We start from the raw sequence: 23,732 nt of genomic DNA on the forward strand, positions 1-23,732 counted from the left end.
GTGGGACCGGAGTGCAGCAGGTGTCCTGGGCGGCCGGGCCGCTCGACTGGTCGCTGGTCGACGGCGCCGTCCCGGTCGTCCTGAAGATCCTGGGCTGCGCCTCGCTGGCGTTCCTGGTCATCTCCCGCAGGCGCCGTTGGTGGACGCTCTGGCTGCCGATCGGCGTCGTGGTGACGGCACTCCTGACGATCCTGGTGAAGGTGATCGTCAACGACTGGTGGAAGCCGTTCCCCGACGATCTGCCGACCGAGATCATGTTCTGGATCGGCATCCTGTTCCTCGGCCTGGTCCTGGCCGTGCTGCGGATGCCGTTCCTGCGCTGGCGCGGCCGCGCGGGCGCCCTGCTCGCGGGCCTGCTGACCGCGGTGTTCGCGATGAACCAGGCCAACATCTTCTACGACAACTATCCGACCGTACGCACCATGCTGGGCCCCCAGAACACCGTGAGCCTGAAGGACGCGACGGGCACCGGCAAGGAGGGCGTCGTCGACGTCCCCGAGGGCAAGACGCTGTCGGAGGTGTGGAAGGCGCCGGCCGGCATGCCGGGCAAGGGCACCGTCTCCAAGACCGCGATCCCCGGCACCAGGTCGGGCTTCAAGGCGCAGGACGCGTACGTCTACCTGCCGCCCGCCTACCAGGCGAATCCGCGGCCGCAGCTTCCCGTCCTGGTCCTGATGGCGGGCCAGCCGGGCGCTCCCGAGAACTGGATCACCTCGGGCCAGCTGCCCGACATCATGGATTCGTTCGCCGCACAGCATCAGGGCCTCGCCCCGGTGGTGGTGGTCGCCGACCAGCTGGGTACCCCGTTCAAGGACCCGCTGTGCATGGACTCGCGGCTCGGAAAGATCCAGACGTATCTCGCCGAGGACGTGCCGGCCTGGATCACCGGCCATCTGCAGACGGCCACCGACCGCAAGCAGTGGGCGATCTCGGGCCTGTCCAACGGCGGCACCTGCTCGCTGCAGATGGCGGTCAACGCCCCGCAGCGGTACGGCGCCTTCCTCGACATCTCCGGCGAGGCCGAGCCGACCAACGGCAGCCTGCAGAACACCGTCAAGCAGACGTTCGGCGGTGACGAGGCGGCGTACCGGAAGGTCAACCCGCTGGATGTGATGGCCCGCACCAAGTTCCCGGACACCGCGGGCATGTTCGTGGCGGGCACCGACGACAACCCGTACCGGGCACAGGCGCACCAGGTGTACGAGGCCGCGAAGAAGGCCGGCATGCAGGCCCAGCTCATGGAGCTGCCCGGCAATCACAGCTGGCAGGTGTGGCGCCCCGGCTTCCAGAACAACGTGCCCTGGCTGGCCCGCACCATGGGCCTGATCCGCTGACGCCCTCTCAGAACGCGCGGCCCTGACGGACACCGCCGCACCGACCGCGCTCTCAAACGCCTTCGCCGCCGGTTCCCCTGTGCGGCGTACCGACGTGCCCCATTCGCACGACAGCGATCGCGGCCGTACGGCGCACTCCCTAGCGTTTCGGGCATCGAGGTGCATTTCCTGCCGTCAGCGGAAGAGGTCCGCGGCTGCTCCTCGGGGACCCGGAGGAACATCATGCGCGCAATAGCCAGCGCATCCGTGGCCATCGCCACCGTCGGCGCACTCGCACTCGGCACCGCCGCCGCGACCGCGGCCATGGAGAACGACGACGGCGGCACCTCGGGCGGCAACATCACGTCGTACGGGTTCAGCGTCACGCCCTCGACGATCGCCGCGGGCGGTCAGGTCACGCTCAAGGTGGACGGCTGCGACTCGTCGGCGACCGCGTCCTCGGGGATCTTCGACACGGTCACCATCCCGAAGGGTCAGGCCTCCACGGCCACCGTCGACTGGGACGCCAAGCCCGGCGCGATGTACACGGTGACCTTCGACTGCAAGGGCGAGAAGGGCACGACCGACCTCACCATCGCGACCGGCGGCAGCAGCCACACCACCCCGCCGGTGCACCACGGCGTCCGGGCCGGCTTCGGCGGCAGCCTCGGCGACCTCGACCTCGGGGAGCTCGGCCTCGGCGCCGCGCTCATCGCCGGTGCACTTGGCTCCGCCTACTACTGGGCGCGCCGCCGTCCGGTGGAGGACGACGCCTGACGTCAGTTCACGACGACGTCCGACGGCGGTTCACGACACCGCCTGACGGCCGTTCACACAGCGTTTCGCCCCGGGATCCGCATCGATCCCGGGGCGAAGTGCTGTGGTGGCGTCAGGCCTTGGCCTCGCCGCGACGGCGCAGCCAGAAGATCCCGCCGCCGATCACCGCGGCGGCCACCAGCGTGCCGCCGATCGCCATGTCGGTGGGCGTGGCACCGGTGGCGGAGCTGCCACCGAGACCACCGCGGACACCGCCGTGGATGACGGTGATGCCGGCCGGCTTGGTGATGGTGGATCCGGCGCAGGTGACGCTCACGTCGTGCGAGCCGACGTACGCGTCGTGGTGAACGGTGACCTGGGCGGTGGCGGCGCCCCCGTTCCAGCTCACCGGGGTGTTGGGGAAGGCCGACGACGACACGTGGCCGCCCGTCCGGCACTCCGAGGCGCTCACCGTGACGGTGGCGGTGCCGCCACGGGAGACATAGCTCGGGCTGACGCTGATGGTGCTGGCGTCCCAGGCGCTCGCCGCGGGTGCGGCGAGCCCGATGAATGCACCGGCGGCGACAGTGACCGCCAGGGCCCGTGAGTTACGCATGTGGACCTCCGCGGGAGAACGCCCCGGGGAACGCCCCCGGGCAGGATCGGCGAGTGCGCCTCCCAGACCGACCCTCAGCTGCCTTGTGCAGACCCGCATTTCGGGGCTGGTCCGTCCTGGTGAGCCGACACGCCGGGACGATCGCGCACAAAGCGGTGTCCGCGCAGGTCACAGACCGTCAGAAATCTTCTGGTGACTGCAACTCGGATGGCTCACCAGGGAGTACGCACGGAGTCCGCGGGGAGTCCGCGGCGAGTACGCGGACGGTCCCCGGGGAGGTCGCCCGCCACCCGTTCGCCCTCGCTCTGTCGCCCGCCGGGCGCCACGCGCTTAGCGTGCTGCCATGCGCAACGGACGCGGTTCGCATGCCGCGTTGAGAGGGGAATTACGAATGCCTTCGTCGCACCCGGAGCAGGAGGAGGAACCGCAGAAGAAGCGGGCACCTTGGGGTGTCATAGCGCTTGTTCTGCTCACCGGTCTCGCCCTGATCCGCAATGGCTCCGGTGAATTCGCCGTGGGTCCCCCGCAGCCCGCGTCGGCCGCCGCGGCCGACAGCCGTCTCCTGGACATGGCCCAGCACGGCACGCGGCTCGCCGAGCCGCTGCCGTTCTCGCTGGCCGAGCGGGTCAAGATCCCGGCGATCCAGGTGGACGCCCCGATCCAGCCCGTGGGCCTGGACGCGGAGGGCTGGGTGGACGCGCCACCGGCCGAGGCACCGAATCTGGCCGGCTGGTTCACCGGTGCCGTGTCGCCGGGCGAGAAGGGCACGGCCGTCGTGGTCGGCCACGTCGACAACATGCAGGGCCCCGCGGTCTTTTACGGCCTGGGCGCGCTGAAGAAGGGCAATCGCGTCGAGGTGACGCGCAAGGACGGACGTACCGCCGTATTCGAGATCTACGGCGTCGAGGTGTTCGAGAAGGCCAATTTCCCCGGCACCAAGGTCTACGGATCCACCGGTGCACCGGAATTGCGGGTCATCACCTGCGGCGGCGGATTCAACAAGAAGGACGGCTACGACGGGAACGTCGTGGCCTTCGCCCGCCTGATCAGCACACGCTGACCGGGCGGGCGAAAGCCCCCGTTCAAGGCCGCCTCACATGGCGCGGCGGCGGGGCAGGCTGATCCGGTAGCCGGAGTCGAGGAGTTCGGGCAGGTAGGTGCCGAGGGCGCGCACGCTCTGGGACCGGTTGCCGCCCGCGTCGTGGGACAGCACCACCACGCCGGGGCCGGCGCCCGCCATGACGTTGCGGATGATGGTGCCGGTGCCCGGCTCCGTCCAGTCCAGGCTGTCCACGGTCCACGCCAGGGGCTCCATGCCGAGCTCGGCGCCGACCTCGAAGGCCGCCCGGTTCCAGGCACCGTAGGGAGCCCGGAACCACTGGGGGGATTCGCCGGTCACCTCCTCGATCGCCTCGCTGGTGCGCACGATCTCGTCGCGCACCGCGGCCCGGGACATCCGGGTCAGCTGGGGGTGGGACCAGGTGTGGTTGCCGACGACGTGCCCGTCGTCGACGATCGCCTGCACCAAGTGCGGGAAGGCATCGACCATTTCACCGCACAGGAAGAACATCGCCCGGACGTCGTGCTTGCGCAGGGTGCGCAGGATGCCGGGCGTGTACCTGGGGTCGGGTCCGTCGTCGAAGGTGAGCACCATGCTGCGCCCACCGCCCTTGAGGCGCAGGATGGGCCGGCTGCGGACGGGCAGCTGGGTGGCCGTGACACGCTGCGGGCCCGCGGCGCCCATCGGCTGGAGGCGGTACGCGGACGGTTTCATGGGGCGGGCGGCCCGGGCGCCGGCCGCGCCCGGGACGGGCCGGGCGGGAGTGGCGGAGCTGCCGCACCCGGAGACGGCGCCGAGACCGAACACAGCGGCAGCTCCGGCGGCGCCGCGCAGCAGTGCGCGACGCCCCGAAAGCGATTCGTCGTTTTTCATGACTAATGCCTCGCACGGCGGCATGCCGTGCGGCCTCAACAACACGGGGACGCGGGCGAAAACACCTGATGGGACCGGCTGGGGATGCGGAATCCTCAGCGACGCCTTACAAGGGGGAAGGGCAGCGTCTCCCGGATGGTCAGTCCGGTGAGGAACATGACGAGCCGGTCCACGCCGATGCCCAGACCGCCGGTGGGCGGCATCGCGTATTCGAGGGCGTCCAGGAAGTCCTCGTCGAGCTCCATCGCCTCCGGGTCGCCGCCGGCCGCGAGCAGCGACTGGGCGGTGAGGCGGCGGCGTTGCTCGACCGGGTCGGTCAACTCCGAGTAGGCGGTGCCCAGTTCGGTGCCGAAGGCGACGAGGTCCCAGCGTTCGGCGAGCCGGGGGTCGGTGCGGTGCTGGCGGGTGAGCGGGGAGACGTCGGTCGGGAAGTCCTTGTAGAAGGTGGGGAGTTCGGTCTTCTCCTCGACCAGGCGCTCGTACATTTCGAGGACGACGTCGCCACGTCCGTTCTCGGGGGTGTACGGCACCCCGGCACGGTCGCAGTGCCGGTGCAGCTCGGGCAGCTCGGTGTCGGCGTCGATCTCCTCGCCGAGGGCCTCGGAGATGGCGCCGTACACGGTCTTGACCGGCCAGAGCCCGGAGATGTCGTGCTCGACGAGCTTGCCGCTCTCATCGGCCTTGCGGGCGACCGCCGAGCCGAAGGCCGCGGTCGCGGCGCCCTGGATGAGCTCGCGGGTGAGGTTGAGCATCACGTCGTAGTCGGCGAAGGCCTGGTAGGCCTCCAGCATCGTGAACTCGGGGTTGTGCTTGTAGCTCACGCCCTCGTTGCGGAAGGTGCGGCCCATCTCGAAGACCTTCTCCAGGCCGCCGACGCAGAGCCGCTTGAGGTAGAGCTCGGGGGCGATGCGCAGATAGAGGTCGAGGTCGTAGGCGTTGATGTGGGTGGTGAAGGGGCGGGCGTTGGCGCCGCCGTGGATCTGCTGCAGCATCGGCGTCTCGACCTCGAGGTAGCCGCGCTCCAACAGGCCCTGGCGCAGCGCCTGTACGGCCGTCGAGCGGGCGCGTACGACGTCGCGGGCATCCGGGTTGGCTACCAGGTCGACATAGCGGCGGCGAACCTTGGCCTCGGGGTCGGCGAGGCCGCGGCGCTTGTCGGGGAGCGGGCGCAGGCACTTGCCGGTGAGCTGCCAGTCGGTGACGAAGACGGAAAGCTCGCCCTTGTCGGAGGCGGCGATCTCGCCGTTCGCCGTGATGTGGTCGCCGATGTCGGTGGTGGCGGTGAAGCTCTTCAAGGCGTCCAAGTGCTCGCGGGTGAAGGCGAGTTGCAGGTCGCCCGACCAGTCGCGCAGGACCGCGAAGGCGACGCCGCCGAGGTTGCGTACCAGCATCACGCGGCCCGCGACGGTCACCTGCTCCCCGGTGCGAGTGCCCGCGGTGAGCGAGGGGTGGGCGGCGCGGATCTCGGCGAGGGTGTGGGTGCGCTGGGCGATGCCGACCGGGTAGGGGTCGATGCCGCTGTCCTGGAGGCGCTGCAGTTTGCGGTGGCGGATGCGGACCTGTTCGGGCAGGCCGGCGGTGGGGTCCTGGTCCTCGGCGGCCGTTGCGCCCAGGCCGAGTTCTTCGATGGGGGGCAGGCCCGCGGTGGTCGAGGGCTGCACGAAGCGGGCGGGCCGGTGGCCCTTGGCCCAGAGGTTGCTCATGGACGGTACGGAGACGAAGCCCTCGGCGATGCCGGACGCCAGCGAGATCCGGGCGAGCGAGCCCGCGTCGCCGTAGCAGATGAAGCGGGGGTACCACTCGGGGTCGTACTTGGCGTTGGAGCGGTACAGGGCCTCCAGCTGCCACCACTTGGAGAAGAACAGCAGCAGCTTGCGCCACAGCCGCAGGATCGGGCCCGCGCCGATCCGGCCGCCCTCCTCGAAGACGGCGCGGAAGACGGCGAAGTTGAGGGAGATCCGGCGCACGCCCAACTTGCCGACGACGGCGCACAGTTCGGCGACCATGAACTCCATGACGCCGTTGGGTGCGGAGCGGTCGCGGCGCATCAGGTCGAGGGAGATGCCGTCCTTGCCCCAGGGGACGAAGGACAGCAGGGCGAGCAGCTTGCCGTTCGCGTCCATGCACTCGACGAGCAGGCAGTCGCCGTCCTGCGGGTCGCCGAGCCGGTCCAGGGCCATGGAGAAGCCGCGCTCGGTCTCCGTGTCGCGCCAGGCGTCGGCGCGGTCGATGATCTGCTCCATCTCCTCGTCGGAGAGGCTGGAGTGGCGGCGCACCCGGCAGGTGGCGCCGGTGCGCTTGACGCGGTTGACGGCCTGGCGGGTGACGCGCATGTCGCGGCCGTCGAGGTCGAACTTGGCGACGTGCAGGATCGCCTCGTCGCCGAGTTCCAGCGCGCCGAGGCCGTGCCGGGCGAAGGCCCTGGCGCCCTCCTCGGAGGCGCCCATGCAGGCCGGCGCCCAGGCGTAGCGCTTGGCGGCTTCCAGCCAGGCCTCGATGGCCTGGTCCCAGGAGCCGGGGTCGCCCACCGGGTCGCCACTGGCCAGGACGACGCCCGCCTCGACGCGGTAGGTGACGGCGGCCTTGCCGTTGGGCGAGAAGACGACGGCCTTGTCGCGGCGGGTGGCGAAATAGCCGAGCGAGTCGTTCTCGCCGTACGCGCCGAGCAGGGCCCTGATGCGGGGCTCCTCGTCGCCGTGCAGGGCCGCTTCCATGCGCTGCGAGCGGAACAGGGTGAGGGCGGCGTGGATCAGCGCGAGGGCGCCGAACAGGCCGAGGAAGAAGTACAGCGGGCGCGGCGGCGAACCGTCGAACTGCCGCCCGGAGACCAGGCCGCCGCAGACCCGGTTGGCCGCCCACAGGAAGCGCTGGCCGCGCTCCAGGGTGCCCGGGAAGAGCTCGACCAGGCCCCAGCCGATGAGGATCGACGAGCCCAGGCCGGCCGCGAGGATGCCGAGGGCCCGCAGGAACGCGCCGCGCCTGGAGTCCGCGTAGAACTCCCGGTACGCGAGGACCAGGACGACCAGGGCGGCGGCACAGACGACCGCGGAGGCGAGGTTGTCGTGCCAGTGACCCTGTGCGATGCGGATGCCGTCCCAGATGAGCAGCAGGGACAGATAGGCGACGACGATGCGCCAGGCAATGGTCTTGCGGGAGGCGCAGGCCGCGGCGAGCAGGAACAGGAACACCGCGTAGGCGAGGTTCGGGCTGACCGGCACGGTGGCGTGGTCCAGGGCCCGGGTGACCGGCGCGAAGAGGCGGCGCAGCGGTGCGATGAGCGCGGTGACGGCACAGTAGAGGCCGAGCAGGCCGAAGGCGGTCGCGAAGCCGTCCGGCACCTTGGCAAGGAAGCCCTGGCCGCGTCCCGGTTCGGGCTCGCGGTCCACCGCCTTGCCCTTGTCCCGCGGCGGCGGCCCCTCGGATATCGGGGGCCCGGACTCCTCCACGCTGGCACTCATGGTCCCGACTCTAAGAAGAGCTTGCCGACCCCGCCCGTCGAGCGGGTGCCGATGAGCGGCGGGCGAGGGGCCCTGGGCTAGCCTCGGGGCCGTGACCGAAGACCAGTCCCAGCAGTTCGAGCGCGGTACTGACGGACCCAAGGTGATCGTCGTCGGCGTCGACGGCTCCGACTCCTCCTTGCGGGCTGCGGCATATGCCGGAGGCCTGGCCCGGAGACAGAACGCGCTGCTCGCGGTCGTCTACGTACAGCCGCTGCTCGCGGCCGGAGCCGCCATGGGTGCGCCCGTCGCCGACACCACCGACGAGATCGCCGAGAGCCTGATCCAGGAGATCCGGGAGAGCGCCGAGCGGGTGAAGGGCATATTCGACGTGCGCTGGGAGTTCCACACCTTCCGCGGCGACCCGTACAGCGGCCTGGTCGGCGCGGCGGACGACCTCAAGGCGGACGCCGTGGTGGTGGGCACGTCCGAGCAGGCGGGACACCGGATCATCGGGTCGATCGCGGTACGCCTCGTGAAGGCGGGGCGGTGGCCGGTGACGGTGGTGCCGTAGCGCTGCGCGGCTCACCCGCAGAACGCCGCTCGGCAGCGAAGAGCCCCCGCCCGGTGAGGGCGGGGGCTCGGTCATGCGGTCGGCTACCTCAGCGTGCCGTCCTTCTTTAGCTGCTTGACGTACGCGCGGTCCGATCGGGCCCTCTTGATCTTGGCCCTCGCTTCCTTCATGTCCCGCGTGTCCAGCCGGGCTCGGCGCACATCGGCCGCCGGGTTCAGGCCGAAGATCCGACGCCACACCGTGCGCTTGGTCGGCTTCTTGTCCGGGTCGAACGTCACCATGACGCCCCCTCTCCCCTACCCGTTGACGGTACGCGCGGGCGAGACGGAGAGAGCCGGTGCATCAGGGCCGGACCGCGATCGGGCTCGCGGCGGCCGACGGCGCTACTGCCCCATCACAAGCCCCTGCTTCGCCGCCCCCCGGCTCAGCACCACCCGGCGGATGCGGTCGCGTACGTCCGTGTAGTCCGCGCCGCGCTTGATGGCCGCGTTGAGGTTGACGACGCGACCCTCCTCCGTGTCGAACCACTGCGGGATGAACTCGGCCTTGCCGGTCTCCCAGCGGCCGCCGGGCTGCTTCGGGGGCAGGAAGGTGAAGCGGCCGATCGTGCCCATGTTGCCTCGGGGGTCGTGGGCGCCCGAGTAATTGATCATGCTGCCGGCGATCTGGTCGCCCATGCCGTAGATCACCCAGGTTCCGTTGACCTTCTCGTACGCCTGCGGGACATGGGCGTGGGTGCCGATGATCAGGTCGATGTCGGGGCGGCCACCGGACCGCGAGGCGGTGAGGCGGCGGGCGAGGGTGCGCTGCTTGGCATCGGGGGCGTCCTGCCACTCCGTGCCCCAGTGCGGGCTGAAGACGACGATGTCGGCGCCGGCCTTACGGGCGGCGCGCGCATCGGCGATGATCTTCCGCTCGTTGAGCTGATTCACCGCCCAGGGCTGGCCCTTGGGCAGCGGGAAGCCGTTCGTGCCGTACGTGGCGGCGATGTGCGCGACCTTGGCGGCGCCCACGTTCATGAGCGTGGGCCTGCTCGCGTCCTTCGCCGAGCGGTACGAGCCGGAGTGCCGGATGCCCGCCTTGTCGAGGGCGTCCAGGGTGCGGCGCAGCCCCTGCGGGCCGGCGTCCAGGGTGTGGTTGGAGGCCGTGGAGCAGGCGTCGTAGCCCGTCTCGGCGAGGGCCGCGGCCACCTGGGGCGGGGACTTGAAGGTCGGGTAGCCGGTGTAGTCGCCGTTCGCTCCGTAGACGGTCTCCATGTGACAGATCGCCAGATCCGCCTTGGAGATCACCGGCTTGGCGCCCGCGAGCATCTGCGTGAAGTCGTAACCGTCGCCCCCCGCATCCGCGTTGGCCTGGCGGATGATCGAGGCGTGCGGCAGCACATCGCCGGTCGCGGCGATGGTGATCCCGCGCGCCGCCTTGCCGTGGCCGCCGCCCGCCGGGGAGGGCGCCCCGGGAAGCGGGGCGTCGGCCGCCGGGCCCGGTGCGGGCGCCTGCGAGGCGGTGCATGCCGCGGTCGCCGAGAGCAGTGCGGCGGCGAGGACCGCCATGCCCTGTCGCGTGCGGGGTGAGCGCTGAGTGCGCTGAGTCATCGGCCAGGCTCCGTCATTCGGTGAATCGGGGATTCGCTCGGATAGCAGCCAGATGAATCCACATTTGGACACAAGAGGAGTCAAGGAGCAATACCGGCTTAGTCCCTGAAACGGAGTCAGATCCTTCCATTTGCCTCCACGGGACGTCCTCCGCGCGGACCTCGAGCACAGGTCGCGAAGTGGCCGGGGCCATACTCGAGAACCGGGTCCCGCGGACGCCGGAGCCGGTAGCGTGAACCCCCGTGCGCAGAAGGCAGCACGCGCACCGCGGCGAGTTCTTCCGGGTTGCGCCACCGACCTGGGCCGAAACCGGAGCCCGAGTCAAACCTCCGTAAAACCCCTTGCTCGCGGCCTCGTTGAGTAATCGGCTACTCCCAGCCGTTCAACTCACCCCGCCGCTTGCCCAACGGAGCGGGGGCCTCGCCCGCGAACGGAGCCGGAGGGACCGGAGGAAGCTCAGAAAGGCGATCAGGATGCCGCACAGAAGCACGAACGACGCCGGCAGCAGTGGAGAGCTGACGGTGCCGATGGCCTGGTTGTACGCGGAGTACATCGCCGATGAGCTCCTGCGCACCGGCGACCTCATGCCGCCCACGTCGTTCGAGTACCGGGCCGGGCGCGACGCGCTGGCCCTGACGATCTTCCTGTCGGACGCCGACGGGGAACTCTCCGGCATCCGGGTCATCTCCCAGCTGGAGACCTGGCTCTCGCTGACGGCGTACGACCAGCCGTGGCAGGACTGGGTCAGCGAGCGGATGGACCGCCTGGAGGAACAGGCCTTCGAGGCCGGCGGCGTCGGGCCCGACCTGGATCTCGCGCGGGTCGCCTGGACCTGGCTGCAGGAGACGGAGCTGCTCGCCCCCGACCTGGACGCGGCGCTCCTCGAAGGCGCGGCGCAGGGCGAGGACGACGGGCCGAAGGTGTGGACGCCCGCCTGGCAGCTGGGGCTGCCGCTCGGGCATCTGGCGATCCACCTGTTCTGAACGCTTCGGCGGTCTGCTGCGTACGGGAGGGCCCAGGGCAGTACCTGAGGTCGCAGCAGCACCGCTGAACGTAAGGATCGACATGAGGACCCTCGAGCCGCATCGCGATGCCGGCGCCTATGCGCTCGGCGTCCTCGACCGGGCGGACGCGTTCCGCTTCGAGGACCACCTCATGGCCTGCCCGGCCTGTGTCCTGACGGTGGATGAATTCGCCGGTACGGCAAGGGTGTTGGGGCACTACTCCACGCTCACGCCGTCCGTCGTCGGGCCACTGGCCGCGCCCTCCCCCGCCCTCCTCGAGCGGCTGCTGCACGAGGTGACTCCGGCGCGCGCACGGTGGCCGAGGGTGGTGGCGGCCGGTGCGGTGGCCGTGGGTCTCGCGGCCGTCGGGGGCCTCCTGGTGCTGCCCGGCGCGCCCGAGGACGGCCTGCGGATCTCCGCGCACGACCCGGCTACCGGGGTGGCCGCCGTACTCACGGAGCGGGGCCGGGACTGGGGCACGGAGGTCGGCCTCGAGGTCCGTGACGCTCGCGGGCCCCGGGTGTGCGAGCTGATCGCCGTCGCCGCCGACGGCACGGAACAGACCGTGACGACATGGGCGGTGTCGGGGCGGCGCGGCGAGGCGGTGCGCACGCAGGGCGGGTCGGCCCTGCGGCCGGACGACATCGACCGGTTCGAGGTGCGGACGGCCGAGGGGCGCAGGCTCGTGACCTTGCGTCAGCCGTAAAGCCGTACGCCGCAGCCGTGCGGCCGTACGCCACCTACTTCAAGAGCCTCGACATCCGGCGGTCGGCGAGCGGCTTGCCGCCCGTCTGGCAGGTGGGGCAGTACTGCAACGACGAGTCGGCGAAGGACACTTCGCGGATCGTGTCCCCGCACACCGGGCAGGGCTCCCCGGTGCGGCCGTGCACGCGCAGGCCGCTCTTCTTCTCCGACTTGAGCCTGCCCGCAGCGAGGCCGCGCGAGCGCTCGACGGCGTCCTGCAGGGTGCTGCGCAGGGCCTCGTACAGGACCTCGACGTCGTCGCAGGTGAGGTGGTCGGCGAGCTTGAACGGCGACATCTTCGCCGCATGAAGGATCTCGTCGCTGTACGCGTTTCCGATTCCCGCGATCAGGCCCTGGTCCCGCAACGCCCCCTTGATCTGGCGGCGTTCACCGTGCAGCAGCGCCGCGAGGGCCGCCGCGTCGAAGCCGGGGGCGAGCGGGTCGGGGCCGAGGCGGGCGATGCCGCGGACCTCTGCCGGATCCCGTACGACGTACACGGCGAGGCCCTTCTTCGTGCCCGCCTCGGTGAGGTCGAAGCCCGAGCCGTCCTCGAAGGCGACGCGCAGGGCGAGCGGGCCCTTGCCCGGCTTGGGCATGCCGTCGGGGGAGGCGGTCCTTCCAGTGCAGCCAGCCCGCCCGGGCGAGGTGGGTGACGAGGTGCAGCTCCCGCTCCCCCTCCCCCACGGTCAGGTCGAGGAACTTGCCGTGCCGCCGCACGGCCGTCACCGGTTCGCCCTCGAGCGCGGTCGGCGGCGGCTCGTACGTCTTGAGGACACTGACCGCGACGGGCAGCACCCGCACCAGCGTCAGGCCGACGGCGTGGTCGCCCAGGAAGTCCTTGAGCGACTCGACTTCGGGGAGCTCGGGCATGGTTCCAGCCTGCCGCATCCGGCGGCGGAACGCTCAGCTTCGTCTGCGTCGCAGGGCGGTGGGGCGGGGTGCGTCGGGGCCCGGGTAGTCCGGGTCCTGTTCGGCCGTGGGCAGATCGCCGTGGCCCTGCGACCAGTGGTTGACCCAGCCGCAGATGCCGCATGCGTACCGCCCGTTGAGCCCCGCCACCTGGGCGCCGCACTGCGGGCATTCGGTGCTGGTGATCTCCGCGCCGGTCGGGGAGGTGTCCACGACGTGCTCGGCGTGCGGGGCGGTCGGCGGCTGGTCGGTCATGGCGGGAGCCTACCCAGGCTGGGGCGGGCCGCACGTGCCGCTGCGGGGCCGCGAAGGTGGGGCGACGGCCCGGGGCCTACCCAGCGGGCCGCGTCCCGCACCTGCTGCGGGGCCCCCGCTGCAGGTGCGGCGCGTGCTCGGCCGCGATCCGCTTCCGCGTGCCACCGCAGCACCGCCGCAGGACAACGGCCACAGCCACGTGCGGCGACGCCCGGGACCTACCCAGCAGGCGGCGTCCCGCACGATCCGCGAGGCCCCCGCAGCAGGTGCGGCGCGTGCTCGGCCGCGATCCGCTCCCACGCCGCGCTGCCGCCGGGCAATGGCCAGGCCCAGGTGGGACGGTGTCCGGTGTGCAGCTCGGTCAGGCGGCGCGCCAGGGCATGCCCGGCTTGCTCGGTCCCGTCCGGGATCCGGGGGCCGTGCGTGGCGCGCAGTTCGGCCCAGCGGGCGAGCTCGGTCTCGTAGGCGGTGGCGGCCTCGTGAGTGCCGGAGGCCAGCTCGTCCGGTGGGGCGGCGCGGTGCAGCACCAGGAGCGGCGGCTCGATGTCCTCGGCCAGGGCGGCCGCGAGGCGGGCGTGGCCGTCGAGCGGCACAAGGCTCTGCAGGCCGGTGACCCACCACAACAGGACCGGCGGCAGCGTGCCTTCCCGCGCCTGTTTGCGGTACGCCTTCACCCGCGCGTCGTCCGGACCGGGCATCGGCCGCAGCGGGCAGACCGGCCAGGGCGCGGCGTGCGGGAACCACCAGTCGATGTCGCCGTCGGGATGCCCCTGGACGAGCGCCTCGCCCCAGTACTCCGCGGGGCCCGCGCCGTGCCGGTTCCAGGAGCGGAGCAACGGTGTGTGCGCGGACAGGATCCACCGCCCGTCGTGCAGCGGCCCGTTTGCCCCGTCGCTCAGCGCGGCCGCGAAATGGTGGGCCCAGCGCTCGGCCACGCCCCGGTGTCGGCGAGCGAGATCGGCGCGGACCGGCGGCACGGGTGGGCGGAAGGTGTCGAGGCGCCGGAAGTCGACGCCGTGCAGTCCCGGGGAGACCGCGGCGAGCAGCAGCGGCACACCCGCCTGCCCGAGCAACAGCCTGCCCTCGCCCGCCGTGTGCAGGCACAGCGACGGCCGGGGCCGGCCGGTGACCTCGATGAGGAGGCCGGTCCAGGCACCCTCGGGGCCGGTCAGGTTCGTACGCCGCACGCCTCAACCCTAGGCGCGCCGCGCCCGCCTTCGAGCCGCCCCCCGTGGCGCGGCTCGAAGGCGGGGCCTGCCCGGCGGGGTTCAGGGACAGGCCCTCAGGCCGAGTTCCTGATGACCAGTTCGGTGGGCAGGATCAGCGGGGTCGGCTGCTCGCCGTTGATGAGGCGGACCAGCATGCGGGTCATCTCGCGGCCGAGCGCCTCGATGGGCTGGCGGACGGTCGTGAGCGCCGGCTGGGTGTGCTGGGCGGTGACGATGTCGTTGAAGCCGACCACCGCGATGTCGTCGGGCACGGCGCGGCCGCGCTCCCGCAGCACGGTGAGGGCGCCGGCCGCCATCGCGTCGGAGGCCACGAACACGGCGTCCAGATCGGGGTGTTCGTCGAGCAGCCGGGCCATGCCCGCGGCCCCGCTCTCCTCACTGAAGTCGCCGTGCGCCACCCGCCGGTCGCTCAGCCCGGCGAGGGCGACCGCCTCGCGGAAGCCCAGGTGACGGGAGACGCCGACGTGCATGTCGAGCGAGCCGGTGATGGTCCCGATGTGCTGCCGGCCCGTGGAGATCAGGTACTCCACGGCCTGCCGGGCCCCGCCGCGGTTGTCGGCGTCCACGTACCACTGGGGCGCCTTCTCCAGGGGGCGGCCGCCGTGCACGACGGGGACGTGCCCCTCTTCGGCGATCTTCGTCAGCGGGTCGTTCTCGCGCAGCGCGAGCAGCATCACGCCGTCGGCGCCGCGCGACTGCAGGATGCGGGTGAGCCGGCTGCGGCCGCGCTCGGAGGCCGCGAGGACCAGGAGCAGCTCCAGGTCGGTCTCCTCGATCACCGCGTTGACCCCGGTGATGACCTCGGCGAAGAAGAGGTTCGCGAACAGCGCCGGGTCATCGCTGGAGATCGCGAGGACGACCGCGCCCCGCCGCTGCGTGGCCAGCGAACGGGCTGCCGCGCTCGGCACATAGCCCAGCTCCTCGACGGCCCGCTCGACGGCCTGGCGGGCCTTCTTGCTGACGTGCGCCGCGTTGTTCATGACGCGGGAGACGGTTCCCCGGGAGACTCCGGCGCGCAGCGCCACTTCGTCGAGAGTGGGCTGCCGCTTGCTCATCCTGAGGACCGCTCCCGTGTCTGTCCGAGCACTGTCGTGCCGGGCTGTGGTTCCTGGCTGGCTGGAGCGTATCAATGCTGTGAGCGCTCCCAATCGTGCGCGCGGTCCCGTTCACCCGCCGCCCCGTCCGATGAGCGAGGCGTACCAGCGGGCGCTGTCCTTGAGGGTGCGCCGCTGGGTCGCGTAGTCGACGTGGACGATGCCGAAGCGCTGGGCATAGCCGTACGACCACTCGAAGTTGTCGAGCAGCGACCAGACGAAATACCCCGCCAGCGGGACCCCGCGGCCGATGGCCTCGGCGCACGCCCGTACATGGCCCTTCAGGTAGGCCACGCGGCCGGTGTCGTGCACCTCGTCGTCGAAGGCGGCGCCGTTCTCGGTGATGTACAGGGGCAGGGCCGAATAGTCGCGCCTCAGGCGCAACAGCAGGTCGAGCAGGCCCTGTTCGTCGATCTCCCAGCCGATGGAGGTGCGCGGCCGCCCGCCGTCCACGGTGCGTACGGACTCCGCGCCCACGTACGCCGTTGCCGTACGGGCCCCTCCCCCGTCGGCGACGAGCAGGGGCGCGTAGTAGTTGACACCGAGGAAGTCCAGCGGCGCCGCGATCGTCTTGAGGTCCCCTTCCTGTACGTGACGGAAGTCGAGGGTCGCCGCCAGGTCGTGGACGACGTCCTCGGGGTATCGCGCGCGCAGCAGCGGGTCGAGGAAGAGGCGGTTCTGCATGCCGTCGATGCGGCGGGCAGCATCCAGGTCGGCCGGTGCGGTGCTGTGCGCGGTGACCTGGGTGAGGTTCAGGGTGATGCCGACCTGTGCGCCGCGCATGGCTTCGGCCGCCAGGCCGTGTCCGAGCAGCAGATGGTGGGCGGCGCGTACGGCCCCGGCGGGTTCGCGGCGGCCGGGGGCGTGGCGGCCGGTGGCGTAGCCGAGGAAGGCGGAGCACCAGGGTTCGTTGAGGGTGGTCCAGTGGGTGACGCGGTCGGAGAGGGCCTCGTGCACGACGGCCGCGTACTCGGCGAAGCGCAGTGCGGTGTCGCGTGCGGGCCAGCCGCCGGCGTCCTCCAACGGCTGGGGCAGGTCCCAGTGGTAGAGGGTGGGCCAGGGCTCGATGCCGTGCTCGAGCAGGGTGTCGGTCAGGCGGCGGTAGAAGTCGAGGCCGCGCTGCTCGATGCGGCCCGAGCCGAGCGGCTGGATGCGGGGCCAGGCGATCGAGAACCGGTAGGCGCCGAGGCCGAGTTGGGCCATGAGGGCGACGTCGTCGCGGTATCGGTGGTAGTGGTCGGCGGCGATCGCGCCGGTGTCGCCGCCGTCGACCTTGCCGGGCGAAGCGGCGAAGGTGTCCCAGATCGAGGGGCCTCGTCCGTCTTCGGTGGCGGCGCCTTCGATCTGGTAGCTGGAGGTGGCCGCGCCCCAGACGAAGTCGGGGCCGAACGCCGCAGGTGTCGGCTCCGGCCGCCCGGCATCGGATGCGGGTCCGGGTTCCGTGGTGGTGCTCACGCCTTGACTGCCCCTTCCATGATGCCGCCGATGATCTGGCGGCCGAACGCGATGAAGACGAAGAACAGCGGCACGGTGGCGACCAGCGCGCCCGAGAACATCAGGGTGTAGTCGGTGTAGTAGGAGGTGGACAGCTGGGAGAGGGAGAACTGCACGGTCGGGTTGTCCGCCTCCAACACGGCGAGCGGCCACAGGAATTCGTTCCAGGTGCCCATGAAGGTGAACAGGCCGAGAACCGCGGCGCCCGGCCGCAGCGCGGGCAGGACGACGGTCCAGTAGATGCGGAAGGTCGTGGCACCGTCGACGCGGGCGGCCTCGATGAGTTCGTCGGGGACGGCGCGCTCGGCGTACTGGCGCATCAGGAAGACGCCGAAGGCGGAGACCAGGAACGGCACGATGACCGCCTGCAGCCGGTTCTGCCAGCCCAGCTCCACCATGATCATGTAGAGCGGGATGATGCCCATCTGGACGGGGATCATCATGGTTCCGAGGATGACCAGGAGCAGTGCGTTGCGGCCGCGGAACCTCAGCTTGGCGAAGGCGAAGCCGGCCAGCGAGCTGAAGAACACCACCGCGACGGTGACGGTGATCGAGGAGATTGCCGAGTTGACCATGCCGGTAAGGAAGTTGGCGTCCTCGGCGGCGAAGAGGCGGGAGATGTTGTCGCCGAGGTTTCCGCCGGGCAGGAGGGGCGGCGGCCAGTCGCCGACGACGTCGTTGGAGCGGGTGGCGACCACGAAGAGCCAGTAGAGCGGGAAGGCCGACAGGGCGATCGCCACGATCAGGGTGAAGTAGACCAGCGGTTGTCCGGACTTGCGCACGGCTATTTCGCCCTCCGGGTGAAGAGGTAATTGACGAGCATCAGGAACGCGATGATCAGGAAGATCACCCAGGCGACGGCCGAGCCGTAGCCGAGGTCGAAGTCCCGGAACGCCTTCTCGAACATGTACATGGACACCGTCTGGAACTGCCGCAGGGTGCCGCCGGAGATGGCGTACGCGCCCTGCCCGAAGATCAGCGGCTCGGTGAACAGCTGCATCCCGGCGATGGTCGAGACGATCACCGTGAAGATCACGGCGGGCCGGATGTTCGGCACGGTGATCGACCAGAACTGGCGGATCCGGCCCGCCCCGTCGATGACCGCGGCCTCGTAGAGCTCCTTCGGGATGGACTGCATCGCGGCCAGGTAGATGAGCGCGTTGTAGCCGGTCCAGCGCCAGTTGACCATCGAGGAAATCGCGATCCACGAGGACCACTTGTCGGCCCGCCAGTCGACAGGGGCGATGCCGACCAGGTCGAGCAGCCCGTTCACCATGCCGGCGTCCCGGTCGAAGATCTGGCTGAACACGATGCCCACGGCCGCCACCGAGGTGACGATCGGGATGAGGACGCCCATCCGCAGCAGGGTCAGTCCGCGCAGCCGCTGGTTGAGCAGACTGGCCAGGACCAGCGCGATCAACAGCTGGGGCACGGTGGCGAGTACGAGCATGCCGAGGGTGTTGACCACGGCGTTCCAGAAGTCGGGGTCGCCGAACAGCTCGGTGTAGTTGTCCAGGCCGATGAAGTCGCCCTTGCCGGCGAGCTCCCACTTGTGGAGGGAGACCCAGGCGGTGTAGCCGAGCGGGAAGAGGCCGAAGACGGCGAAGATCAGGAAGAAGGGGGAGATGAAGAGGTACGGGGAGGCGGCCGCGTCGAGGCGGGAGAGCAGCCTGCCGCGTTCCTTGGCGGGGCCCGGCCCGCCCGTGTCCGTCGACTCGGAGGATTTCCCGGCCGGGCCCGGCCGCATGTCAATCGCCAACGTGTGTCCTTGGGCGCAGGGTTCGGGGGTTTCGGGAGTCAGTTCGCGACGCGCTCGGCGTCGTCGACAGCCCGGTCCCAGGCCTCGTCCGGCGCCAGCTTGCCCTGCTCGATCGCGGCCAGGGCGTTGCCGACGCGGTCGCCGATGGGGGTGTTCTTCGGGCCCAGGTAGACGGGTTCGAGGCCCTTGACGCTCTCTCCGAAGATCTTGCCGACGGGTGCGTCGTTGAAGTACTTGTTGGTGAATCCCTTGACCGCGGGGTCGTCGATGGCCTTGAGCGCCGACGGGAAGTTGTTCTTCGACTTGAACGCGGTGGTCTGGCCCTTGGCGCTGGTCAGGAACTTCACCAGCTCGGCGGCCTCCTTCTGGTGCCCGCTCTGCTTGGGCACCGCGAGGAACGAGCCGCCGCGGACCGCGCCGTTGCCGGGCACCTTGGCCACGTCCCACTTGCCGGCGTTCTCGGGGCCCGACTGCTTCTCGATGGTGCCGAGCATCCACGACGGGCAGGGGATGGTGGCGAACGTCCCCTTCTTGAACCCGGCGTTCCACTGCGGGCTCCACGGCATGATGTTGCCCGACAGGCCGGCGTCGATCATCTCCACGGTCTGGTCCCAGGCGGCCTTCACCCCGGGGTTGGAGTCGATGACGAGCTTGTTGTCGGTGTCGTAGTACGTGTGGTCGCCCTGCTGCATCAGGATGTTCTGGTAGATGCTGCCCGCCGAGTCGAAGAAGTGCGCCCCGGTCTTGGCGTCCTTGAACTTCTCCCCCGTGGCCAGGTACTCCTCCCAGGTGGGCCAGAGCGCGCCGACCTTCTCGCGGTCGGTGGGCAGCCCCGCCTTCTTGAACAGGTCGGTGCGGTAGCACATGCCCTGGGCGCCGACGTCGGTGCCGAGGCCGACGAGCTGCTTGCCGTCCCGGGTCAGCGCCTGCTTCCACTTCCAGTCGAGGTACTCGCCCTTGAGGGATCCGGCCCCGTGGTCGAGCAGGTTCACGAACTGGTCCGGCTTCTCCATGAACTGGGTGATGATGCCCTCCTCCAGGGCGACCACATCACCGGCCCCGTGTCCCGTGGCCATCCACTGCTGCAGCTTGGGCAGGTAGTCGCCCATCTGCGAGATGTTCTCCTCCTTGATGTCGATGTCGGGGTGGGCGGCCTCGTACTCCTTGTAGAGGTCCTCGTAGCCGAACTGGCTGAACGTCTTGACGACCAGCGTGGTCTTCCCCGAATCGGACGCGTCACCTTCCCCACCACATCCGGTGGCCGTGGCCGCCAGAACTCCGGCGAGCGCGACCGCGAGCAGCGGGCGCATCAGTCGTGCGGACATGCAGAACCTCCAGTGAGCGGGTGTTTCCCGGAAGCGCTTACACGAAGATTGAGCGCGTCTCGGGCCATGCAATACACCTGTGAGCTGCGGTGACGCCGTGGCTCTTGCCGGTGCTGACACTCCCGGACCGAGCAAAATTGGGAGCGGTTACAGCAGGAGAGTAGGAGCAAGTCGTACGTCTGGGAAGTGGGGTGCGCCAGGGAATTTCCTTGCGCTCAAATCGTTGACACCTGGCGTCTGTTGGCGGGAGCATCCGGCACTGACGCCGCGGTGTGCCGGGATTCCGCAACCCGAGAGGGCCCGGTATGTCCGTCTCACCCAGGCTGACCGCGGTCGGCCTGCCCCTGCTTCTCGTCGTCGCCCTCGCCCCGCCCGGACAGGCCGGCGCCGAGGCCGCCGACGCCTATGAACGCGTGCTCAACGGCACCTTCGACTCCGTGAAGACTCCCTGGTGGAGCAGTGCCAACTCGCCTTCGGCGGTGGAGTCGGGGCGGCTGTGCGCCGACATCCCGGCCGGCACCGTGAACCCCTGGGACTCGATGATCGGCCAGAATGACATCCCCCTGGAGGCCGACCAGCCGTACACCCTGCGCTTCACGGCCTCCGCCACCAAGGACGTCACCGTCCGCTCCACCCTGCAACTGGCGTCACCGCCGGGGACGAGCACGCTGAACAAGCCGGTCTCGCTGACCTCGGCCCCCAAGACGTACGAGTTCACGGGGACCTCCAAGGTGGCCACGCTCCATGCCCAACTCGCCTTCCAGGCGGGCGGCGCGAAGGAGCCGTACACCCTCTGCGTGGACGACATCTCGCTGACCGGGGGCGCGATCCCGCCGGGCGGCGGCCGCGACTTCGGCTCACCGGTCCGCGTCAACCAGCACGGATACCCGGCCTCGGGCGCCAAGCGGGCGTCGGTCGTGGATGCCTCGACCGAGCCACTGGAATGGCAACTGCGCGACAGTGCGGGCGAGTTGGCGGCCAGTGGGCGCACTCGGGTCAAGGGCGACGACGCCCCGTCCGGGGACCACGTCCACCTGGTCGACTTCTCGGCCGTGCGCAAGATTGGGAGCGGTTACAGGCTGTCGGTGGCCGCTCAGGTCAGTGAGCCCTTCGACATCGCCAAGAGCCCCTACGACACCCTCCGCCGGGACGCGCTGGCGTACTTCTACCACAACCGCTCCGGCACGCCGATCGAGGCGAAGTACGTCGGCGAGGAGCACGCCAGGGCCGCCGGGCACATCGGCGAAGCACCCAACAAGGGCGACACCAGCGTCCCCTGCCTGCCCGGCAGCTGCGACTACTCCCTTGATGTGCGCGGCGGTTGGTACGACGCGGGCGACCACGGCAAGTACGTGGTGAACGGCGCACTCGCCGCCTGGCAGCTGATGGACCTCTACGAGCGCTCGCTGTACCAGGGCGACCGGGAAGGCCTGCGCGACGGGCTGCTGCGCATACCCGAGCAGGACAACCGCGTACCCGACGTGCTCGACGAGTCGCGCTGGGAGATGGAGTTCCTGCTGCGCATGCAGGTTCCCGAGGGCAAGCCTCTGGCCGGCATGGCGCACCACAAGATCCACGACTTCGCGTGGACCGCACACCCGATGCTGCCGGGCAACGACCCCCAGCCCCGCTATCTGCACGCCCCGTCCACGGCCGCCACCCTCAACCTGGCCGCATCGGCCGCCCAGTGCGCCCGCGTCTGGGCCGCCTGGGACAAGCCGTTCGCCCGGCGCTGCAAGACCACGGCCGAGACCGCGTGGCAGGCGGCGCTCGACCACCCGGACCGGTACGCGCCGCGCGAGGACGGGGTGGGCGGCGGGCCCTACGACGACACCGACGTGAGCGACGAGTTCTCCTGGGCGGCGGCGGAGCTGTACGCCACCACGGGCAAGCGCGGGTATCTGCCGTACGTCGACACGAAGGTCACGGCGGAAGGCTTCTCCTGGAAGGAGACGGGCGCGCTCGCCGACCTCACCATCGCCCGGCTCCCCCTGCGCTTCCCGGCCGACCGGGTGCTCGGGGCCCGAAAGCGCATCATCGAGGTCGCCGACGGCTACGTACGCGATGAGCAGGGCCAGGGCTATCCGAACCCGTCGCTGCCCGCAGACGGCGCGTACGCCTGGGGTTCCACCAGCGCCACCACCAACAGCGCGATGATCATCGCGATGGCCTACGACCTCACACACCGCGGCGGCTACCGCGACGCCGTCCTCGAATCGATGGACTACCTGCTCGGCCGCAACGGCCTGAACCAGTCCTTCATCAGCGGATACGGAGAACGGGCCAGCCACAACCAGCACCACCGGCACTGGTCCCACCAACTCGACCCCAAGTACCCGAGCCCGCCGCCCGGTTCACTGGCCGGCGGACCGAACTCCGGGCTGCAGGACCCGGTGGCGCAGCAGAACCTCCCCGGTTGCGCACCCGCCAAGTGCTACATCGACGACATCGGTTCCTGGTCCACCAACGAGGTGGCGATCAACTGGAACTCGTCGCTCGCGTGGGTGGCGGCCTTCGCCGACTCCCGCTGACCGCTGACCCCTGACCGCTGCGTTTTCGCAGCTCCCCACAGGCGCACCACCGCCGTGGACCGGCCCCCTCAGGACGAGGACGTACGGGCCGGTCCGAGCCGAGGGCCCGCGGCAGCCCGACTTCCCACTCCCCCGTTGAAAGGGGATCCACCGTGCGACGGAAATCCCGCCTCCTGGCGGCCCTTGCCTCCGTGCTCGCCCTGACGGTCGTCCCGCTGATCACCGCGGGCCCGGCGGCCGCGGCCGACCCCATCGGCCTTACCGACGGCTTCTACGTCAATCCGAACTCGTCGCCCGCCACCTGGGCCAGGAACAACCCGGGCGACTCCCGCGCGGCCCGGATCCAGTCGTCCATCGGGTCCCGGCCGATCGGCCGCTGGTTCGGCAACGAGAGCGGAAGCTCCACCATCGCCTCCTATGTGGGCGCCGCCGACAGTCACAACAAGCTGCCCGTCCTCGTCGCGTACAACATCCCGGGCCGGGACGCCTGCGGCGGGCACTCGGGGGGCGGCGCCGGCAGTGTGGGCGCGTACCGCACCTGGATCGCCACCTTCGCGGCGGCCGTCGGCGACAAGCCCGCCGTGGTCGTCATCGAGCCGGACGCACTCGGCGACTTCAGCTGTATGAGCCAGACGCAGATCGACGAGCGCATCGGGATGCTCAAGTACGCCACCGAGCAGTTCAAGGCGAAGGCGCCCAACACCTACGCCTACCTCGACGGCGGCAACGCGGGCTGGGTGGCCGCCTCGACCATGGCGAGCCGCCTGAACGCGGCGGGCGTGCGCAATGTGCGCGGCTTCTCGGTCAATGTGTCGAACTACTACACCACCGGCGCCTCGGTGTCGTACGCGAACTCGGTGAACAACTCCCTTGGCTACGCTGCCAAGTTCGTGGTCGACACGAGCCGCAACGGCAACGGAAACAACGGCGAGTGGTGCAACCCCGCGGGGCGCAAGCTGGGTACGCCGCCGCAGGTCGGGGGCGGCGCCGAGATGCTGCTCTGGGTCAAGACGCCGGGCAATTCCGACGGGGAATGCGGCATCGCGCCCACCGTTCCGGCGGGGCAGTTCAGCCCGGCCATCGCCGTCCGTCTGATCGACGGCACCTGAGACGTGGGCCGGGCCGCACGGGACCTGACGGACCGGCGGCCCGGCCCGCACCCTCCCC

20 protein-coding genes and 1 pseudogene are annotated in these 23,732 nt (G+C 70.6%); 8 read left to right on the plus strand and 13 right to left on the minus strand.

Annotated elements, in window-relative coordinates:
* The first annotated feature begins 11 nt into the window (after positions 1 to 11).
* Positions 12 to 1,334 (plus strand): alpha/beta hydrolase-fold protein, encoded by a 1,323-nt coding sequence (locus OG430_RS08075; protein WP_327351743.1) that lies wholly within the window; start codon positions 12 to 14, stop codon positions 1,332 to 1,334.
* 222 nt (positions 1,335 to 1,556) lie between these two features.
* The gene (locus tag OG430_RS08080) at positions 1,557 to 2,090 is read left to right on the plus strand and encodes a hypothetical protein (RefSeq protein ID WP_327351744.1); all 534 of its coding nucleotides are present in this window, start codon (positions 1,557 to 1,559) and stop codon (positions 2,088 to 2,090) included.
* A gap of 112 nt (positions 2,091 to 2,202) precedes the next feature.
* On the opposite strand, the gene OG430_RS08085 is transcribed toward OG430_RS08080, so the two are convergent.
* On the minus strand, positions 2,203 to 2,685 hold the full coding sequence (locus tag OG430_RS08085) for a hypothetical protein (protein WP_327351745.1): 483 nt from the start codon (positions 2,683 to 2,685) through the stop codon (positions 2,203 to 2,205).
* 391 nt (positions 2,686 to 3,076) lie between these two features.
* On the opposite strand from OG430_RS08085, the gene OG430_RS08090 reads away from it, so the two are divergent.
* A complete protein-coding gene (locus OG430_RS08090) occupies positions 3,077 to 3,745 on the plus strand; it encodes a class F sortase (protein ID WP_327351746.1) in 669 nt (222 codons plus the stop codon).
* 33 nt (positions 3,746 to 3,778) lie between these two features.
* Here OG430_RS08090 and OG430_RS08095 read toward each other — a convergent pair whose 3' ends face one another.
* A complete protein-coding gene (locus tag OG430_RS08095; protein ID WP_327351747.1) occupies positions 3,779 to 4,618 on the minus strand; it encodes a polysaccharide deacetylase family protein in 840 nt (279 codons plus the stop codon).
* Positions 4,619 to 4,713: 95 nt separating this feature from the next.
* Positions 4,714 to 8,076 carry a bifunctional lysylphosphatidylglycerol synthetase/lysine--tRNA ligase LysX gene (gene lysX / locus OG430_RS08100; protein WP_327351748.1) on the minus strand — a complete coding sequence of 1,121 codons (3,363 nt, stop codon included), beginning with the start codon at positions 8,074 to 8,076 and terminating at the stop codon, positions 4,714 to 4,716.
* Between the two features lie 91 nt (positions 8,077 to 8,167).
* On the opposite strand from lysX, the gene OG430_RS08105 reads away from it, so the two are divergent.
* A complete protein-coding gene (locus OG430_RS08105; RefSeq protein WP_327351749.1) occupies positions 8,168 to 8,629 on the plus strand; it encodes a universal stress protein in 462 nt (153 codons plus the stop codon).
* 83 nt (positions 8,630 to 8,712) lie between these two features.
* Here the strand turns inward: OG430_RS08105 and OG430_RS08110 are convergent, their stop codons facing one another.
* Positions 8,713 to 8,910 (minus strand): hypothetical protein, encoded by a 198-nt coding sequence (locus OG430_RS08110; protein WP_327351750.1) that lies wholly within the window; start codon positions 8,908 to 8,910, stop codon positions 8,713 to 8,715.
* Between the two features lie 102 nt (positions 8,911 to 9,012).
* On the minus strand, positions 9,013 to 10,221 hold the full coding sequence (locus tag OG430_RS08115; RefSeq protein ID WP_327351751.1) for a CapA family protein: 1,209 nt from the start codon (positions 10,219 to 10,221) through the stop codon (positions 9,013 to 9,015).
* Between the two features lie 473 nt (positions 10,222 to 10,694).
* Between OG430_RS08115 and OG430_RS08120 the strand changes: the two genes are divergently transcribed.
* On the plus strand, positions 10,695 to 11,204 hold the full coding sequence (locus tag OG430_RS08120; protein ID WP_327351752.1) for a hypothetical protein: 510 nt from the start codon (positions 10,695 to 10,697) through the stop codon (positions 11,202 to 11,204).
* An 82-nt stretch (positions 11,205 to 11,286) separates the two neighbouring features.
* Complete coding sequence (locus OG430_RS08125) at positions 11,287 to 11,931, plus strand: zf-HC2 domain-containing protein (RefSeq protein ID WP_327351753.1); 645 nt, start codon at positions 11,287 to 11,289, stop codon at positions 11,929 to 11,931.
* Between the two features lie 34 nt (positions 11,932 to 11,965).
* Here the strand turns inward: OG430_RS08125 and OG430_RS08130 are convergent.
* The 8 genes and pseudogenes from OG430_RS08130 to OG430_RS08165 all read right to left on the minus strand — a co-directional run bounded on the left by OG430_RS08130 (position 11,966) and on the right by OG430_RS08165 (position 20,034).
* Positions 11,966 to 12,839 (minus strand): annotated as a pseudogene (locus OG430_RS08130) (Fpg/Nei family DNA glycosylase).
* Between the two features lie 33 nt (positions 12,840 to 12,872).
* The gene (locus OG430_RS08135; RefSeq protein ID WP_327351754.1) at positions 12,873 to 13,133 is read right to left on the minus strand and encodes a hypothetical protein; all 261 of its coding nucleotides are present in this window, start codon (positions 13,131 to 13,133) and stop codon (positions 12,873 to 12,875) included.
* A gap of 218 nt (positions 13,134 to 13,351) precedes the next feature.
* Positions 13,352 to 14,320, minus strand: coding sequence for a hypothetical protein (locus OG430_RS08140; RefSeq protein ID WP_327351755.1), 969 nt, complete (start codon positions 14,318 to 14,320; stop codon positions 13,352 to 13,354).
* A 95-nt stretch (positions 14,321 to 14,415) separates the two neighbouring features.
* Positions 14,416 to 15,417 carry a LacI family DNA-binding transcriptional regulator gene (locus OG430_RS08145; protein WP_327351756.1) on the minus strand — a complete coding sequence of 334 codons (1,002 nt, stop codon included), beginning with the start codon at positions 15,415 to 15,417 and terminating at the stop codon, positions 14,416 to 14,418.
* Positions 15,418 to 15,528: 111 nt separating this feature from the next.
* Positions 15,529 to 16,911, minus strand: a complete 1,383-nt coding sequence (locus tag OG430_RS08150) for a GH1 family beta-glucosidase (RefSeq protein WP_327351757.1) — start codon at positions 16,909 to 16,911, stop codon at positions 15,529 to 15,531.
* Entirely contained in the window at positions 16,908 to 17,732 is an 825-nt protein-coding gene (locus OG430_RS08155) for a carbohydrate ABC transporter permease (protein ID WP_327351758.1), read from the minus strand. The genes OG430_RS08150 and OG430_RS08155 overlap by 4 nt, the downstream gene beginning before the upstream one ends.
* Before the next feature lie 2 nt (positions 17,733 to 17,734).
* Positions 17,735 to 18,709 carry a carbohydrate ABC transporter permease gene (locus tag OG430_RS08160; protein ID WP_327351759.1) on the minus strand — a complete coding sequence of 325 codons (975 nt, stop codon included), beginning with the start codon at positions 18,707 to 18,709 and terminating at the stop codon, positions 17,735 to 17,737.
* 38 nt (positions 18,710 to 18,747) lie between these two features.
* Complete coding sequence (locus OG430_RS08165; RefSeq protein WP_327351760.1) at positions 18,748 to 20,034, minus strand: ABC transporter substrate-binding protein; 1,287 nt, start codon at positions 20,032 to 20,034, stop codon at positions 18,748 to 18,750.
* A gap of 305 nt (positions 20,035 to 20,339) precedes the next feature.
* Between OG430_RS08165 and OG430_RS08170 the strand changes: the two genes are divergently transcribed.
* Together OG430_RS08170 and OG430_RS08175 are read left to right on the plus strand one after the other, a co-directional pair.
* Positions 20,340 to 22,565 (plus strand): glycoside hydrolase family 9 protein, encoded by a 2,226-nt coding sequence (locus OG430_RS08170; RefSeq protein ID WP_327351761.1) that lies wholly within the window; start codon positions 20,340 to 20,342, stop codon positions 22,563 to 22,565.
* 152 nt (positions 22,566 to 22,717) lie between these two features.
* The gene (locus OG430_RS08175) at positions 22,718 to 23,674 is read left to right on the plus strand and encodes a glycoside hydrolase family 6 protein (protein WP_327351762.1); all 957 of its coding nucleotides are present in this window, start codon (positions 22,718 to 22,720) and stop codon (positions 23,672 to 23,674) included.
* The last annotated feature ends 58 nt before the right edge of the window (positions 23,675 to 23,732 follow it).

This window comes from Streptomyces sp. NBC_01304 (genome assembly GCF_035975855.1).
Lineage (GTDB): Bacteria > Actinomycetota > Actinomycetes > Streptomycetales > Streptomycetaceae > Streptomyces.

Bases quoted from the DNA above. Each gene is read 5' to 3' on its own strand.
- OG430_RS08080 (WP_327351744.1), top strand. From the start codon at position 1,557: ATGCGCGCAATAGCCAGCGCATCCGTGGCCATCGCCACCGTCGGCGCA.
- OG430_RS08085 (WP_327351745.1), bottom strand. From the start codon at position 2,685: ATGCGTAACTCACGGGCCCTGGCGGTCACTGTCGCCGCCGGTGCATTC.
- OG430_RS08090 (WP_327351746.1), top strand. From the start codon at position 3,077: ATGCCTTCGTCGCACCCGGAGCAGGAGGAGGAACCGCAGAAGAAGCGG.
- OG430_RS08095 (WP_327351747.1), bottom strand. From the start codon at position 4,618: ATGAAAAACGACGAATCGCTTTCGGGGCGTCGCGCACTGCTGCGCGGC.
- lysX (WP_327351748.1), bottom strand. From the start codon at position 8,076: ATGAGTGCCAGCGTGGAGGAGTCCGGGCCCCCGATATCCGAGGGGCCG.
- OG430_RS08110 (WP_327351750.1), bottom strand. From the start codon at position 8,910: ATGGTGACGTTCGACCCGGACAAGAAGCCGACCAAGCGCACGGTGTGG.
- OG430_RS08115 (WP_327351751.1), bottom strand. From the start codon at position 10,221: ATGACTCAGCGCACTCAGCGCTCACCCCGCACGCGACAGGGCATGGCG.
- OG430_RS08120 (WP_327351752.1), top strand. From the start codon at position 10,695: ATGCCGCACAGAAGCACGAACGACGCCGGCAGCAGTGGAGAGCTGACG.
- OG430_RS08125 (WP_327351753.1), top strand. From the start codon at position 11,287: ATGAGGACCCTCGAGCCGCATCGCGATGCCGGCGCCTATGCGCTCGGC.
- OG430_RS08135 (WP_327351754.1), bottom strand. From the start codon at position 13,133: ATGACCGACCAGCCGCCGACCGCCCCGCACGCCGAGCACGTCGTGGAC.
- OG430_RS08145 (WP_327351756.1), bottom strand. From the start codon at position 15,417: ATGAGCAAGCGGCAGCCCACTCTCGACGAAGTGGCGCTGCGCGCCGGA.
- OG430_RS08165 (WP_327351760.1), bottom strand. From the start codon at position 20,034: ATGTCCGCACGACTGATGCGCCCGCTGCTCGCGGTCGCGCTCGCCGGA.
- OG430_RS08170 (WP_327351761.1), top strand. From the start codon at position 20,340: ATGTCCGTCTCACCCAGGCTGACCGCGGTCGGCCTGCCCCTGCTTCTC.